Genomic DNA, 14,144 nt, shown 5'->3' with positions numbered 1-14,144 from the left:
GTTCGGGGAGAGGGCAAGCGAAACCGGTAGTTGTGAAACTACCCAGGCGCGCTTGCCCTACTCTACCGTATTTGCCTCTAGCTGACGGGCGCTGGGCCTATTTAGCGAGTTGGATGGATTTGTTTTCCCGTCGGATCGTGGGCTGGTGGGTTGACAAGCACATGAAAGAGAGCCTGATTGTGCAGGCTTTTGATCAGGCCCTCCAGCAGCGTCACCCTAAGTCGGGTTTGATTGTCCACTCGGATCGAGGTGGTCAGTATTTTGGTCATTCTTTTCGGCAACGGCTCAATAAATGGCGGTGTCTACAAAGTATGGCGGAAGCTGACAATCCCTACCAAAATGCCCATGCAGAGTCGTTCTGGAGTCGATTAAAAGCGGAGTTGTTAGAGGACGGCTGTTTTATGAACCTGCAAGATGCTCGTGACGAGTTGTTTAACTACATTGAAGGGTATTATAACGTCCGTCGGTTGCATTCAGCGTTAGGCTACCGTTCCCCGGTGGACTTTGAAAACCAATATTATCAAACTGTTTTATCAAACTCTCATAAGTAAAGTGTCCGGCCAAACGGGACCACCCCAAACCATTTTCCTTGATGAAAGTCCTAAATGTTTATTTAATTTATCGTTAAGAAAATAAAAGCTAGAGGTTTTTCAAAAGTCTAATTGTTAGTCTAATTTTAGAGAATAGACACATAATAGTTATAGGGAATAATAATTATTACAATTATGAATCAATTCCAACTCTCTATTTTGATTGCAATCTTGTTTGTAAGCTGCCATTCTGAAGATCAGAACATCTTGCGGCTAACGGATGCACAAATTCTAGAAGTGAAAAATCAAGCGATATTAGCTAAAAAGCTCGATGACAACCGACGGGATGATCAGCCTACCTTCGATGATTCGAATGGTAACCGAATGTTTCCTTATTCTCTCGTAGGACTAACCCAAAGGCCTCAACTAATTCAAACAAAACAAAATGGCGCGGTTATTCTTAATTACCGCTACGATTCAGTTGGCCGTTTACAGGAAGCCTACCTAAATTATAAGCTCTCAGAGGAAGCTGCCTATCGTCAGGTCTATCAATATGGTCAACAGGGTTTGCAGCAAATCTCTTTTTATTGGGGTTCAATGCCTGGCACTCCTATTAATCTCATTCGCACTCTCAAATTTATGACCAACCATGTAGGGCGGATCAATAGTTATTTTGAAAGTAGTAGCCCCGCAGGTGGCACGACCCGGCAGCTTCGTTTCGACCAAAGGGGGCAATTAATCTGGTCGGCAACAGTAATAGGAGATCCGAATACGTCAACCCAGGTAGGTGAGTACAGCCGGGCAATTAGAGATGTAAATAATAACGTTCGTACAGTAAGAACTCTAGCTGGAAAGTTTTACACGATTGACTACGAGTATGATAATAAGCCGAACCCATTATATGAGCTTAATGCGCCAGACTTTACTTCTCCAAACAATATTATCAAAGAAATTAAGCGGAATTTATCTGGTGAAGTTGTTAGTGTTACAGAATATACTTACGAATATCGACCTGATGGTTATCCAATCTTCAGGCGTTCGGGAACAGATGTGTTTGAATACGTTTACGCAAATTGACAGGTTCGCTGTCCATAAGTAAAAGCCGAAATACCTTCTGTATCAATCCTTGTTAAGCCTATTTTATGAAATTCACTACGATTATCATTTTATTACTAAATGTGGGCTTTGCTCTTTCATGCCGACAAAGACTCTGCCAGTCGCCTCCACCCAGCTATAACTTTGCCTTTATAAACCCTCAAGGCCAATCTGTATTTAATGATACTTTACAGGCTGGTGCTCTACGGTTGAGTTATGCTTCTAGCACTGGAACACGAAGTATTGTTTCGAAAGCGGAGTTTAAACCTTTGGTGACAAATGATCAATATAAAATTCTTTATCAAGTACAATATAATGTATTCGCTCAGGCAGAGCAAAACCAATACACGGTTGAAATTGACAACAAGGCAATTGGAAGCCTTACCTTAACTAGCCGAAGGGATAACAGTGAGTGTGATGGCTGGATGCACTTAACGGAGGTTCGCTTCAACAATCAGCAGATAGCGTTAGGTGCTAACCTAACCTATGTCATTACAGTAAAATAATAAGCCTTACAAGCCAGGAAGGCCACGAATATGGGTCTACTTAATAAATTATGTTTAAAACTATGTGTGTTTCAGATTCATCTCTTTCATGAGTACAATTTAAAATACGGTACATGAATCATACGCTTACTTTTCTATTTGCCTTGAAACTGAAATATCCACTGTGAATAACTTATTAACCGATATTTTACTAGTAACCGTCGTTCTTCTGGCTAGTTGCAAGAACGATATCAACTCCTTACAAACTGGATGTACGGGATTAGAGCCTTCCAAAAATATTCTTGGTACGTGGCAATACACTAGTCGCTTTACCTCTAACAAGCGGCATCAGTTTTCAGGGACTATCTCTTTTAATCGAGATAGCTCAATAAGTGATCCAGACAGTTTATTAGGATTTAGTTATGGCTTAATGCCCGTTATCAAAAAATACTATAATGTAACTGATGATATGTTAAAAATATACCAAGTCACTAAAATTGACACGTTATTGATGGAAGGCAAAATGGAGCTATATGAGTGTAATAAGATGATCTATAGTGGCTGGCCTAACTCATCTATTCCCGATTATAATCTAAAGCTAACGCTAACACGCTGATGTTAGTAAATTATCTTTAATTTCTAATGAACACAACCTTATAAAGTGTGTAATCAAATAAGGACAACGACTGTTGCAAAAGTAGTTCTGAATCTATTGGCTATGTTGAAATATATAATAATATGTGTCTATTTCCCTTACATATACTTTTTAAGGATTTATCCTTTTTGATATTTTACTTTATCATTATGAAGTATAATCTTACGAATGAAACTTATCTCCCTAGCACAATAGCGAATTTTCCAGCGGCTCCTGACATAAATTTCTTTGAAATTTTATGGGCTACTTTCTATTTTAATATAGCTCCCTTATTGTTGAGTCTTTTTATATATTATCCAATTGTTTATATAATTGGTAAAATTATTAAGCGAGTAAACACTTTCTCAATCCTCTTAACAGGTTTTTTTCTTACGCTCACAACTCCCCTACTTTATAAGCTATCAAATGGCTGGAATTATGTCAATTTTAATATGCTAAATGCCGAAAATATAGCGTGGGGGCTAACATTCCTTACATCAATACTAATCTACTACTTGCTAAATAAAAAATATAATGGAAATCTTTTCAAGGATATAAATTATCTCGAAATCGATTCATAATACAAATACAGAATTCGTCTTTTTTCTTCATTAATTTATATAGTTTCGTAACAAGTGTATAAAGAACGCACGAACTATAAGGCAGAAACATGATAACTCATTCGTCTCACGTAGGAGGGATTTTTGAGGTTACCTATTCTAACAAATGTTACTTAGCTTTTTTGTCCAGTAAAAGGTAGCAAATCCACACCAGTTACGAAAACTAGAAAGTCATGTTTCTATAAGGGAGATTTAACCTTAGGCTAAGGCTAGCTAACTGATATTCATAAGAATCTGGCTTATACTCACTACTCTGTAAGCGATATAAATATTGTAAGTCCACAAACCCATTATGCCATACTTGGTAGGATAATCGTAGGTTAACATACGTGACAAACGTTTTCCGACCTTGTCCAATATAATTGTCATAAAATCGTAGACGGGTCAGATAATCTGTCAATAGATTACCCCCTAAGTTTAAACCCGGTGGGTCAGTACCAAACATCATTAAGCCCAAGGTTCCAACCCCTTGGAACCGTTTATGTTGATAACGCGCAATGCCAATACCTTCGATAAAATTACTGCCTAGCGGGTGAGCTAAAGGCTGATTATCATGAACATAATTGGTCTGACTACTTTGATGTGTATACATAAAAGGGCGGGCTAGGTTCATCTCCCCCTGTAAATCGAAGTTCGCAATACCTAAGGCATTGATATATTTGGCTCCGAGCTGAAGCGCGAATTTGTTGGCCCATGAGCCGTTCATAGCTCTTAAGTCCTTTAACACAAATTCGTCCAGCATAACCTGGCTGTAGACCAACCACTGACCTCCCCACTTCCCTTTAAAATCAACACCGATAAACGCATTGTCGGAGCTTCCCAACGACGATTCAACGTATCGATACAAAATAACAGGGTTAATATAAGTAAAGTCGATATGTGGTCGACTAAATACAACTGCCTCAAAAACACCCACGTTGATATGTTGTCCTATATTCAGGCCCAGGTGATGCATAAACATATATTTGGGAGGATTGGTAGTTGAACCCTCCGAAGGCGATTCCGTATTTCGTAATACAGTATATAAGTTTACATAGTCAAACCTTCCTATATGCGTCGTTAATTTAAGAAACCAGTAAGGATCACTGGTATCGGAAAGTACTAATGAGCGATAACCACTACCAATAAATAGACGATCTCGACCGAGTTGGACATCCGTTATTTTCAACAGCCTGGTGGTTAAATAGCCCCGCCACCCATAAAATAGGGCTTGATCGTCGGTCTTCATACGAGCCACTCCTTCACCCGGAGCCAGCCCTCGGCCAACTAATTCATAGCGTTGTCTATACGCTTGAACATGGCGAGGGTAGATCGCCTGATTGATCGTAAAAAAGCCATAAAAGCCTACCCATCCGTTAAAGCTTCCCCGCGTTTCTAGTCCAAATGTGTAGTTTTTCAGGGTGTGAGTCGTGTCGGCTTGCTGACCAACCCCCAGACCAATCACAGGATTAATATGCCAATCGAAACCTGACCACCGTTTAGCGAACAGATCAACAGGTTGTCGGTAAAAGGGCCTTGGGGATTTAGATTGCGTTTGATAATCGGTTGGTATCAACGAGTTTGTTACAGAGGTATCCCCTTCTCTAGAATCGGCTCGTAGGTAAGCTATATTGAGGTGGTCAGTTGATGAAAGCTGAGAGGTACTAGTAATACCAGAATCAAGTAAGGCATTAATCGTAGTCCGCGAGTATGGCTTAAAGGTACTTTGAAAACCCGGTATCGCTATTTGTTGGCTAATCTCCAACCGGTCCAGCAAGTGGTAATAATCAGTACTGAAAGGAGCATTGGTACTTTGGGCTTGGGCAAATAAGCAGAGAAAATACAGGACAATAAACTGTCCTATCGAGGCGATGAGGCGAACACAAGTCATTAGTTGACTGATTATCTAAATAGTAAGTAGCTATATCAAACTACCCAATGACTGCTTATCAATGACTAACGGTTAGGACATAGCAACGCCATTCACAAGTAGACAGCAGATAAAACCATAAAATTTATAGATCAATACGTGAACCAAGCCCCAAGTCGTGAGAGCGTAGTCATTGAGAAGATTGGCAAGTCTCCTGGCTTATATCATTGGTACCGCCCTTCTCATCTCAAAAGACAATGGGCACAAAAGTTACCAACTTGTTTCTTATCCAGAAACCGATATTTACAGTAGCACGCCTGATCGTGATTTTCACACAATTCCTTATTAATTCCTGTTGCAGCTTAGCGGAACGCTGCAACGGAAACCAATCCTCCGATTGACGAGTGTTACAAAGAACTTCTCAAAGATAAAATTATTCTTCCTTAGATAACCTATTAATGAACCTTAAATTAGCTGTAGGGCTTTCAAATCTAGTTTCTTGAACTTTAACTGCGCAGGTACATAAAAACCCTTTCGTTTTAATTTGAGGAGCGTTTCGTATAATTCAATATTCAAAAGAAGCTAAGATTAAGCGTTTCTTAAAAGAATGGATAATTTAGAAAGATTAACGGTGCTGCTTGAAAAACACGGAGTCAACAGGAGCAAAATTAAGCTTACTTCGACCATACAATCATTTGGATTTGGCCCAGATGAAATAGACGATTTTTTCGATGAGTTTGGTGAAACCTTCCATATTGATGGAAAAAATTATAACTATTATGATTATTTTTTTGAGATGGTTCATCCCATCTATATGATAAAAGATGTATACAACAGAGTTTTTTATCCCTCAAAAATTAAGAAGTTAGAAATTACAATAGACCATTTATTAAGAGTCATAGAAAGTGGAGAATGGTTTAAACCTATTCAACAATGAAGTTCCATAGTCAACTAATTCCTTTAAATTTTTGGTGTTTCAAAAAACGCCCGAATTATTGATACTCAAATCTCTCTGCGTCTCACGAAGGAGCAATTTGTGAGAAAGTAGTTTTGATCCTTTATTACCTGTTGAATTCTATCGCTATTATACGACTATCGAAATTATATTAGTTTTTGACCAGATCGATCTGGTCAATGCCCCGGTTTAAACCATGCCAAGTCATGCTTCCACTTACCGTTTCCAAGGCAAAAGTTTCTAAGAGTATGCCAATCCGTTCAAGAAAATAGGCTTCTTTCTCCGTAGGACCTGAATAGCCAACGGGAAAGTTATACTCCAGCAGAAAGTAAGCTTTGGGCCCCTTTCCAGCTATTGCGCCAGCCAGCAAATCGAACCGTATCGGATAGGTTTTACTAGCGTACTGAATACTACCCTCATATCGGTCACGAATAGGATTATTTTGTAGAGAAGCCCGTGCCAGCGTTAAGATAGCAAAATTGGTCAGCGTGGTATCCTTACGGATCTTAAGCTCATTCTGGCCGGAGTTATTGATGGATTTGATGCGAAGCTGTTTCATCGTCCAGCTACCTGTGAGTTGAGGTACTAGTTCTTTCATTAGCTGACTGCTCGCTTGTTCATTGTCAACTGTGGGCTTCACCGATTTATCCGATGCACATTGGACAAAGACAACGACTATTGTTAGGCTTGCCAAGAGAGTGTTTTTCATGTTCATACCGTTGATAGAAGTGAATAATATGTGAGCCAAAGTACGAACTTCAGCCTAACTACCGTTTCATGAAACGCCCGAATCATTGATACTCCAATCTCTCAGAGTCTCACGGGGGAGCTATACTGAATAAGCCCAGCCAAATTGACCCGCACAGGTCTGGGTATCATCCCGATAAAATCACCTTGTAGGAGCTCATTCCTGCCTGCTATACATTGGGGCTGGTGGTTACCTGGCCCAGGACGTAGTTTTCGGCTCGTTTTACTGGTTTATACGCTTTAGTCTACTTATTAGTCCAGATGCTTTTTGCCCTGTATGGTCTGTCGACCCTATCGCTTCTGTTTTGTATAGGGGGGCTATGGGTAGCCCAGTTCGCATCTAAGTTTGAGGGCGGAGCGGGTATCGGCGGTAGTTTGCTGTTCCTGATTGGGGCTATCTGTTCCGGCGCACTGACAATAGTACTCTACCGGCAGTGGGCCGTGCTGTCTACCCTGGACCGGGTAGTTGGGGGCGTAGGCTGCCTGCCACTGCTCACCCTACTGCTTGTCTTGGTTTACGTGCTATTCATTTACAAATGATGGTTTCAGCAACTTAAACCGAAAGCCCCCTGCACGTATATGATTTACCCGAGTGTGTGAATAAATAGACTCGCAAACTTAAAAAAAATCACTCTTGGCACCGAGTAAACCGCACCACGCATGACCGATTTCACTAAAGACCAACTACCCGATTTGATTAACCGCTTGGATCTGTTTGTCAACTATTTGGTGAAAACCATACACGATTCCGATAACAAGGACGAGCAGCATAAGCTCCGCTTAATCAGTTACGAAACGTCTGCCCTGCTGCTATTGCTGGAGTCTTTACAAGAATGACACACTACATGTGTACGTCGGCGACCGGATGACTACTTGGGCAATACTACCCTGTTTTAAGGTGTCACCCAGCTCTGGCGTCAAATGTCGCTACCAGAGCTAGGGTTAATTATACCCCTTTTTACGGCTGTTATTTACTGAACGTCACCCGCTATTGACTCCCCTTAGCCATCAGACTCACGCCCTACGACATTTGCTGATCAACCATCATCTAATCCATCATTCATGGCAGCAACCAACCCTACGGCCCAAACCCTCTGTCCCAGCACGGGATTAGAAAGCAGTGGCTCACAATCCTTCACCAGCAATGTTCTTGGTACAGTTCGCTTGGCTGGAGGACGGTACTACAGATAAAACGGTAGTGTTATGTATTCCCCTAAGGCATTGTACTGAAGCAAGTGAAAACGGATGACCCACAGCAAGAGGAGACACCACCCACAAAGCAGTAAACGGGCCTGGATTTTAGCCGCTCTGTTCGTACTTGGGCAATCCTCGGTAACACTCGCTCAGGCCGTAACGGTACCCGCCCCGGGAACACCGCTGCGAAAAGAACTGCTAAATGCCATCCGTCAGCCGGTGGAAAAAGAGCTTAAGCAAGCAATCCTGTTTGAGGTGACGAGCTTAAAGACCAGTGGCAACTGGAGCTTTGGGGTGTTGATGCCGAAACGAAAAGATGGGAAACGCATTCAGTACACCCATACCCCCTATGCTGAAGCGATTGAGGAAGGGATTTTTGATGAAGGCATTAGTGTGTTATGGTATCGGCAAACCGGCGTTTGGATGATCAAAACCTATGTGCTCGGCGCGACGGATGTAGCTTATGGTTGCTGGTGGAGGGTATTCAACGCCCCCAAGGCAATTTTCACCCATACGGAGAACGGCTGTGCTGATTGAGTAAGGACACCAAGGGGTTTACTATTACGATTATTTGCTTAAATCTAGCTGGCTAACCCACTGGTTTAACCGAGGTTTTCGGAGACGATTGATTAGTAGGGTAGGGGAGTTTAATTAGATAATTGTCAACCACAATCCCTGGCATAAAGCAGCCGGTAACACCGTTTTTTACGAAGTCATCAGCTCTGGGTTAATGCCTAAACATCTTCTTTAACGAATCCGGTAGGTGTGGCAAGGCAACTAGTTGAGCTAGCACCTCAGCAGCGGCCTGACGGTTCAAGAGGACCTGGGACACCGTTTGAATAGTAATCCCCGTGTTGGCCGCTTCGATCAAGGTAATATTATCACCAGCCTGCACGAGGCCGGGTTCAACCACCCGAAAATAAATGCCGGATCGACCCGCACGAGCGAAGTGGCGAGTCATGCCGGGATCACCAAACCGAACGTTCAGTTTATAACACGGCAACCGAGGTTGTACCGCCCGTAGAAGAGCTGACCCAACGCGAAACAGATCGCCGATGCGCACCTCCGATTCCAGCAGACCTTCCGTCGTCAGGTTCTCCCCAAACAAGCCAGGTGCCCAGTCATCGCGTTCAATTTGGTGCTGCCAGTAGGCATAATGCCGATTATCATAGGCATACACCGCCTTATCCGGACCGCCGTGCACCATCAAGTCAGCCTGCCCATCTCCAGCAAAGTTGAGCCGATTCAGGGCCACCGCCCCCTGAAGGGGTTGCTTGAAAATACCCGTAGTAATTGTTCGCCCAGCCCATTGGACTGATTGAGGTAAGCCTACATTGACCGAAAGAATGAGCATGAATAGCACGATGGGCTAAGCATTATCAGTTTGGCTAATACTGATACGGCGTTCGTGAGGTTGGATAGAGAGGTCATTAATACTGGCAAATCGTTTGCTCATCAAGCCATTTTGGTCGAACTCCCACAGTTCATTGCCATAGCTTCGATACCATTGCCCGCTTCCATCATGCCACTCATATTCGAAGCGGACTGTGATCCGATTCTGGCCGAAAGTCCATAGTTCTTTCTTTAGTTTGTAATCGAGTTCTGTTTCCCATTTACGGGTCAAAAACGCTTTCACCTCCGCTCGTCCGTTGATGAATTCACTTCGATTGCGCCACTCCGTGTCGACCGTGTAGGCTAAACTGACTTTTTCAGGATCTTTGCTATTCCAGGCATCTTCGGCCATCTGAACTTTTTGCAAAGCCATCTCAAGCGTAAATGGCGGCAGGGGTGGTCGCAAGCCTGGATTGTAAGCAGGTTGAGCGAGTACCTCGTCCCACATTGAATCTCCGCAAGCTTCAACCACAAAAGGCCGACCGTCATCGTCGAATTGTGAGCTTGACTCCGTGGTGTTCATACTGAGTTGGTTTAGCGGCTAACGGGTAAGTTCGCCAGACAAATAGTTTGGTCGAAAGTAAATCAAAATTGACGTTATCCTATGAAAGAAAGTTTGGTTTTACCAAAAAAATAGCCCTCGACGGCACAGTACACTGAAACTGTTGTATATCTTATCCGAGAACCGAGGGAGGGTTTTGTGAACGATTTTAATGACTTCTGACATGAGTATAAATTGTTTATTAACAGAAGGTTAAATGTCTGATAGGCCAAATTAACAATCCTTTTATTGGTCGAAAATGGCATAAGCTTCCTATTTCAAGTTGTCCTTGGTATTCAAGGGGGATTTCATGATTGCGTACGTTCAGGATAAGTAAGTTGAGGTGGTCCGGTTTACTGGCTATTTGTCTTATTTAAAAAGCTATCAGTAGTTTTGTGAACAATTTAGAAAGACAATCAAAAGGAGCGCATGCGACTAATTCATAGGAGGTAATAGGTTCTCTGAATTAAAATTGCTGCCCTTTTTTGGACGAAAATAAATATGTCCGTTACTGGACTTTATCTGTCCAAAAATGGACAATTCATCGCTAGACGCGTCCATAAAAAAGCCCTATTGACACCCGCTGGCCTATCTTAACTAGTTTGGTTAGTTATTTGTACGACTAAATCTATACTAACAACGGCTTTGTGTGGTCTGCCGTTGCAAAACCCAGATGAATCAGTCGCTTCGGAGCCGGACCGTTCCGACCGCTTTTTGCTATGAAACGAGCATTTTTAGGTGAGTTAGAAGAAGTCGTCCTGTTGACGGTGGCTGCCCTGCAGGAGTCAGCTTACTGTGCCTCGATTACGCAAACCATCGATCAGCAGATGGCCCGTAGCATTAGCTTTCCCACCGTTCACACTACGTTGCAACGGCTCCAGGAGAAGGGTTTTGTCTCCTCTCAGATGGGTGGAGCCACCGCCGAGCGGGGTGGTCGTCAGAAACGATTGTTTACAGTAACGGCGGCAGGCCAGCGGGCGCTGATCGAGTGTCGGCATATGCGTAGCCAACTGTGGGAGCAGATTCCAACCCAAGTGATCCAGCTATGGGGCGTTTAACCAACGGAGAGGAAAACGAGTCCCAGCCGCTGAATCGCCGAACGGCGGCCCGGCGGCCGCCAAGTTGGGCTGCCTGGTTACTGAGCCGCTTTAGCCCACCCGGCCTGGAAGATGAACTGCAGGGCGATTTGCTGGAGATGTATGCCTATTGGCTAAAAACAGGAGGGGTTCGGGGAGCCCGCTGGCGATATGCGCTGGCGGTCCTGCGATTGATTCGCCCGTTTAGCTGGACCACAACTGGCCAAATTCATGATGAGTATCAACCACTTTCAACGCTACACCCTGACATGATACGCAATTATTTCAAAACCGCTTTTCGCAACCTGCTAAAAAACAGGGTGTATTCCCTCATCAATTTGGTTGGGTTGTCCGCTGGTCTTACCTGCTTTACCCTGATTGCCCTTTGGGTATACAATGAACTGAGCTACGATACCTTTAACCAACATTACGACCGGATTTTTCGGGTGACGACGACCAAAAAATCCGAAAATGGCCGCTCGACATTTGCCAGGACCGGTGCTGTGGTGGCGAATACCCTAAAAGACAACTACCCGGAGGTGGAGCAGACGGTTCGGCTAAGACGACGGGAAGAAGTTGTCCAGCAGGGTGGAAAGCAAACGCTGGAGTCGAACATTATTTTTACGGACCCTTCGTTCTTCGACGTGTTTAGTTACCGCTTAATCCGGGGCAATCCGGCTACGGCCTTGAATGAACCGTATTCCATGATCCTGACCGAATCGACGGCCCGGAACTATTTCGGGGATAAAGATCCGATGGGGCAGCTACTGACCGTCTTTCTGTACGACAGCACCGGGCGGGGAGCCAATTATACCATCACCGGTATCATCCCTGACCCACCAAAGAATGCCCATTTTACGTTTTCAATGCTGGGCTCTTTCCGAACCCTTGAGGTATTCAAACCAGAGATACTGACGACGGAAGCCTGGAGTGAACAAGGCTACTATACGTACCTGTTACTCAAAAAAGGGGTGGATTATCAGGCGTTCGCGGCTAAGATCGCCCACCTGTACGCTACGCATACCGGCGACCGGCAGACTGACTATCTGTCTAACCTACAGCCCCTGGCTGATATTCATCTCCGGTCGCAGTTAAAGGAGGAGATTGCGGATACCGGTACAATCGACCAGATCTATATCTTCTCGACCATCGGGCTATTTATTCTGCTGCTGGCGGGCATCAATTATACCAATCTGGCCACGGCCCGCTCGGTGGGAAGGGCCAAGGAAGTCGGGATTAAAAAGGTAGTGGGTGCCATCAAGTCGCAACTCATCCTTTCTTATTTAGTCGAGTCAATCATCATCGCTTTGCTCGCCCTGCTGGTTTCCGGTTTGGTTTCTCAGCTCATGCTGCCATTCTTCAACCAGTTTACGGGGAAAGACCTTTCGCTGGTTGACCCGCCGTTGCTGCTGCTTTTCCTGACTGGCATCACCGTTTTACTGGGCATTCTGTCGGGCCTTTATCCGGCGTTCGTTCTGTCGGCCTTCAAACCGGTGAGTGTATTGAAGGGTGCATTTAAATCCAGCGCCAGGGGTGTCGTACTGCGTCAGTCTCTGGTCGTCATGCAGTTTGTGATTACCCTGCTGCTAATCACCGGCATTGTGGTTATTTACACGCAGATGGCATATATCAAACACAAGGACCTGGGCTATGACAACGAGGTCCTGTTGTTTTTAAAAGTAAATGGAAACGCCGACGTCGTCCAACGCTACGAGGCTTTCCGGGCGGATCTGGCCGCCAACCCGCTGATCGGCGGAGTGACTGCCGCAACCTCATCCATTCTGTACGGACTGGACGCCGTTGATGCCAATACCATCGACCGAAAGGGGAAACCGGTGCGGGCCATGACGTCGCGGTTTTTGGTCGATGCCAACTACCTGGCGGTGTACGGCATAAACCTACTGGCCGGGAAAAATTTTAAGGCCCTGGCCGCGGGCGAGACGAGTCAATCGGTGATCGTGAATGAACGGGCCTTGAAACAATTCGGCTGGAAAAACGCCGAAGACGCCATCGGCAAGCCCTTTACGGTTTATGGGCAACCGGGCACCATCATCGGTGTGGTGCGTGACTTTCACTTCAATTCGTTACAGCACGCCATTGATCCACTGGCTATTTACCAGCGAACGGCTTATTTTTCCCGAATCACGGTACGAATTGACCAGCGGCAAACCAGTCAGGCGGTAGGGATCATCAAGCGGGTGTGGGCGAAGCACTTTCCGAATGCGCTGTTCGATTATCAGTTTTACGACCTGGCCCTGGCCGAACGATACCAGGCTGAAGAGCGGTTCTCGACCATTCTGTCGGCCTTCTCGGCCTTATCGCTGTTGATTGCCTGCCTGGGCTTGTACGGCCTGATTTCCTTCGCTACGTTCCAGAAGACCAAGGAAATCGGCATCCGCAAAATAGTGGGGGCGACCGTGGGCGGCATTGTTGTGTTGTTACTGAACGATTTTCTGAAGCCGGTGGTGGTCGCGGGGCTGATTGCTACGCCGGTGGCCTGGTACCTCATGCATGAGTGGCTACAGAACTTTGCCTACCGGATAAGCCTCTCCTGGTGGATGTTTGCCGGGGCCGGGTTGCTGGTTTTACTGATGGCTCTGCTGACGGTCAGTTTTCAGAGCATCAAAGCCGCCTTGGTGAACCCGGTGAAAAGCTTACGCAGCGAGTAAATCAAGAACGCCAACCTGGATTTTCAATGAATTACCCAATAATTTAACACCTAACCTATTGCACGTTTATCGTCAACTACATGGGTAGGCAGCGGAAAAAATGGTCACGAAACCCTATATAATCAAACTGCTTGCAGCCGCATTCCTCGCGGTCGGCCTTTTGGGATTCGCAGCATTTTGGGTGGCACTCCTCGCTTGGCACGGACTGCCAAGATCTCCCGTTTGGCGACACTGTTCGCCTTAGCCTGGAGCTGTGCGTTCGTCGTCACCGGCCTCCGGGATAACCGGACCTTAACCAATAAAACGTTTAGTAGGGCCTTTTTTTATACCCTTGGGTCTCTTTGCCGAATCGTACCG

The 14,144-nt window shown here is 44.9% G+C and carries 14 protein-coding genes and 1 riboswitch; of the genes, 10 read left to right on the top strand and 4 right to left on the bottom strand.

Annotated features, from left to right (window positions below; all coding sequences use genetic code 11):
* From IC229_RS32185 to IC229_RS32170, 4 genes are all read left to right on the top strand, one after another.
* A partial coding sequence (locus IC229_RS32185) for an IS3 family transposase (RefSeq protein ID WP_223834331.1) occupies nt 1-551 on the top strand: 551 nt, incomplete at its 5' end.
* A 174-nt stretch (nt 552-725) separates the two neighbouring features.
* A complete protein-coding gene (locus tag IC229_RS32180) occupies nt 726-1,607 on the top strand; it encodes a hypothetical protein (RefSeq protein WP_190892616.1) in 882 nt (293 codons plus the stop codon).
* A gap of 65 nt (nt 1,608-1,672) precedes the next feature.
* Nucleotides 1,673-2,131 (top strand): hypothetical protein, encoded by a 459-nt coding sequence (locus IC229_RS32175; protein ID WP_190892614.1) that lies wholly within the window; start codon nt 1,673-1,675, stop codon nt 2,129-2,131.
* 163 nt (nt 2,132-2,294) lie between these two features.
* Nucleotides 2,295-2,726, top strand: a complete 432-nt coding sequence (locus IC229_RS32170; RefSeq protein WP_190892612.1) for a hypothetical protein — start codon at nt 2,295-2,297, stop codon at nt 2,724-2,726.
* Nucleotides 2,727-3,527: 801 nt separating this feature from the next.
* On the opposite strand, the gene IC229_RS32165 is transcribed toward IC229_RS32170, so the two are convergent.
* A complete protein-coding gene (locus IC229_RS32165) occupies nt 3,528-5,234 on the bottom strand; it encodes a hypothetical protein (RefSeq protein WP_190892610.1) in 1,707 nt (568 codons plus the stop codon).
* A gap of 166 nt (nt 5,235-5,400) precedes the next feature.
* Nucleotides 5,401-5,618: riboswitch (cobalamin riboswitch) on the bottom strand.
* Between the two features lie 202 nt (nt 5,619-5,820).
* Here IC229_RS32165 and IC229_RS32160 point away from each other — a divergent pair.
* Nucleotides 5,821-6,150 carry a DUF1493 family protein gene (locus tag IC229_RS32160; protein WP_190892608.1) on the top strand — a complete coding sequence of 110 codons (330 nt, stop codon included), beginning with the start codon at nt 5,821-5,823 and terminating at the stop codon, nt 6,148-6,150.
* A 169-nt stretch (nt 6,151-6,319) separates the two neighbouring features.
* On the opposite strand, the gene IC229_RS32155 is transcribed toward IC229_RS32160, so the two are convergent.
* Entirely contained in the window at nt 6,320-6,877 is a 558-nt protein-coding gene (locus tag IC229_RS32155; protein WP_190892607.1) for a hypothetical protein, read from the bottom strand.
* A 299-nt stretch (nt 6,878-7,176) separates the two neighbouring features.
* Between IC229_RS32155 and IC229_RS32150 the strand changes: the two genes are divergently transcribed.
* From IC229_RS32150 to IC229_RS32140, 3 genes are all read left to right on the top strand, one after another.
* Nucleotides 7,177-7,455: a hypothetical protein gene (locus IC229_RS32150; protein WP_190892605.1), complete on the top strand. Its 279-nt coding sequence runs from the start codon at nt 7,177-7,179 to the stop codon at nt 7,453-7,455.
* 120 nt (nt 7,456-7,575) lie between these two features.
* Entirely contained in the window at nt 7,576-7,752 is a 177-nt protein-coding gene (locus IC229_RS32145) for a hypothetical protein (protein WP_190892603.1), read from the top strand.
* A 408-nt stretch (nt 7,753-8,160) separates the two neighbouring features.
* Nucleotides 8,161-8,646 (top strand): hypothetical protein, encoded by a 486-nt coding sequence (locus tag IC229_RS32140; RefSeq protein WP_190892601.1) that lies wholly within the window; start codon nt 8,161-8,163, stop codon nt 8,644-8,646.
* Nucleotides 8,647-8,836: 190 nt separating this feature from the next.
* Here IC229_RS32140 and IC229_RS32135 read toward each other — a convergent pair whose 3' ends face one another.
* Complete coding sequence (locus IC229_RS32135) at nt 8,837-9,463, bottom strand: MOSC domain-containing protein (RefSeq protein WP_190892599.1); 627 nt, start codon at nt 9,461-9,463, stop codon at nt 8,837-8,839.
* A 15-nt stretch (nt 9,464-9,478) separates the two neighbouring features.
* Complete coding sequence (locus tag IC229_RS32130; protein WP_317171682.1) at nt 9,479-10,024, bottom strand: nuclear transport factor 2 family protein; 546 nt, start codon at nt 10,022-10,024, stop codon at nt 9,479-9,481.
* Nucleotides 10,025-10,761: 737 nt separating this feature from the next.
* On the opposite strand from IC229_RS32130, the gene IC229_RS32125 reads away from it, so the two are divergent.
* Both IC229_RS32125 and IC229_RS32120 read left to right on the top strand, forming a co-directional pair.
* Complete coding sequence (locus tag IC229_RS32125) at nt 10,762-11,100, top strand: PadR family transcriptional regulator (RefSeq protein WP_190892597.1); 339 nt, start codon at nt 10,762-10,764, stop codon at nt 11,098-11,100.
* Nucleotides 11,088-13,787 (top strand): ABC transporter permease, encoded by a 2,700-nt coding sequence (locus IC229_RS32120; protein WP_190892596.1) that lies wholly within the window; start codon nt 11,088-11,090, stop codon nt 13,785-13,787. The genes IC229_RS32125 and IC229_RS32120 overlap by 13 nt, the downstream gene beginning before the upstream one ends.
* The last annotated feature ends 357 nt before the right edge of the window (nt 13,788-14,144 follow it).

The sequence above is a fragment of the Spirosoma profusum genome (assembly GCF_014699005.1).
GTDB lineage: Bacteria > Bacteroidota > Bacteroidia > Cytophagales > Spirosomataceae > Spirosoma > Spirosoma profusum.
This window is presented reverse-complemented; position numbering and strand designations above follow the sequence as displayed.

Bases quoted from the DNA above. Each gene is read 5' to 3' on its own strand.
- IC229_RS32180 (WP_190892616.1), top strand. From the start codon at position 726: ATGAATCAATTCCAACTCTCTATTTTGATTGCAATCTTGTTTGTAAGC.
- IC229_RS32175 (WP_190892614.1), top strand. From the start codon at position 1,673: ATGAAATTCACTACGATTATCATTTTATTACTAAATGTGGGCTTTGCT.
- IC229_RS32165 (WP_190892610.1), bottom strand. From the start codon at position 5,234: ATGACTTGTGTTCGCCTCATCGCCTCGATAGGACAGTTTATTGTCCTG.
- IC229_RS32160 (WP_190892608.1), top strand. From the start codon at position 5,821: ATGGATAATTTAGAAAGATTAACGGTGCTGCTTGAAAAACACGGAGTC.
- IC229_RS32155 (WP_190892607.1), bottom strand. From the start codon at position 6,877: ATGAAAAACACTCTCTTGGCAAGCCTAACAATAGTCGTTGTCTTTGTC.
- IC229_RS32150 (WP_190892605.1), top strand. From the start codon at position 7,177: ATGCTTTTTGCCCTGTATGGTCTGTCGACCCTATCGCTTCTGTTTTGT.
- IC229_RS32145 (WP_190892603.1), top strand. From the start codon at position 7,576: ATGACCGATTTCACTAAAGACCAACTACCCGATTTGATTAACCGCTTG.
- IC229_RS32140 (WP_190892601.1), top strand. From the start codon at position 8,161: ATGACCCACAGCAAGAGGAGACACCACCCACAAAGCAGTAAACGGGCC.
- IC229_RS32135 (WP_190892599.1), bottom strand. From the start codon at position 9,463: ATGCTCATTCTTTCGGTCAATGTAGGCTTACCTCAATCAGTCCAATGG.
- IC229_RS32130 (WP_317171682.1), bottom strand. From the start codon at position 10,024: ATGAACACCACGGAGTCAAGCTCACAATTCGACGATGACGGTCGGCCT.
- IC229_RS32125 (WP_190892597.1), top strand. From the start codon at position 10,762: ATGAAACGAGCATTTTTAGGTGAGTTAGAAGAAGTCGTCCTGTTGACG.
- IC229_RS32120 (WP_190892596.1), top strand. From the start codon at position 11,088: ATGGGGCGTTTAACCAACGGAGAGGAAAACGAGTCCCAGCCGCTGAAT.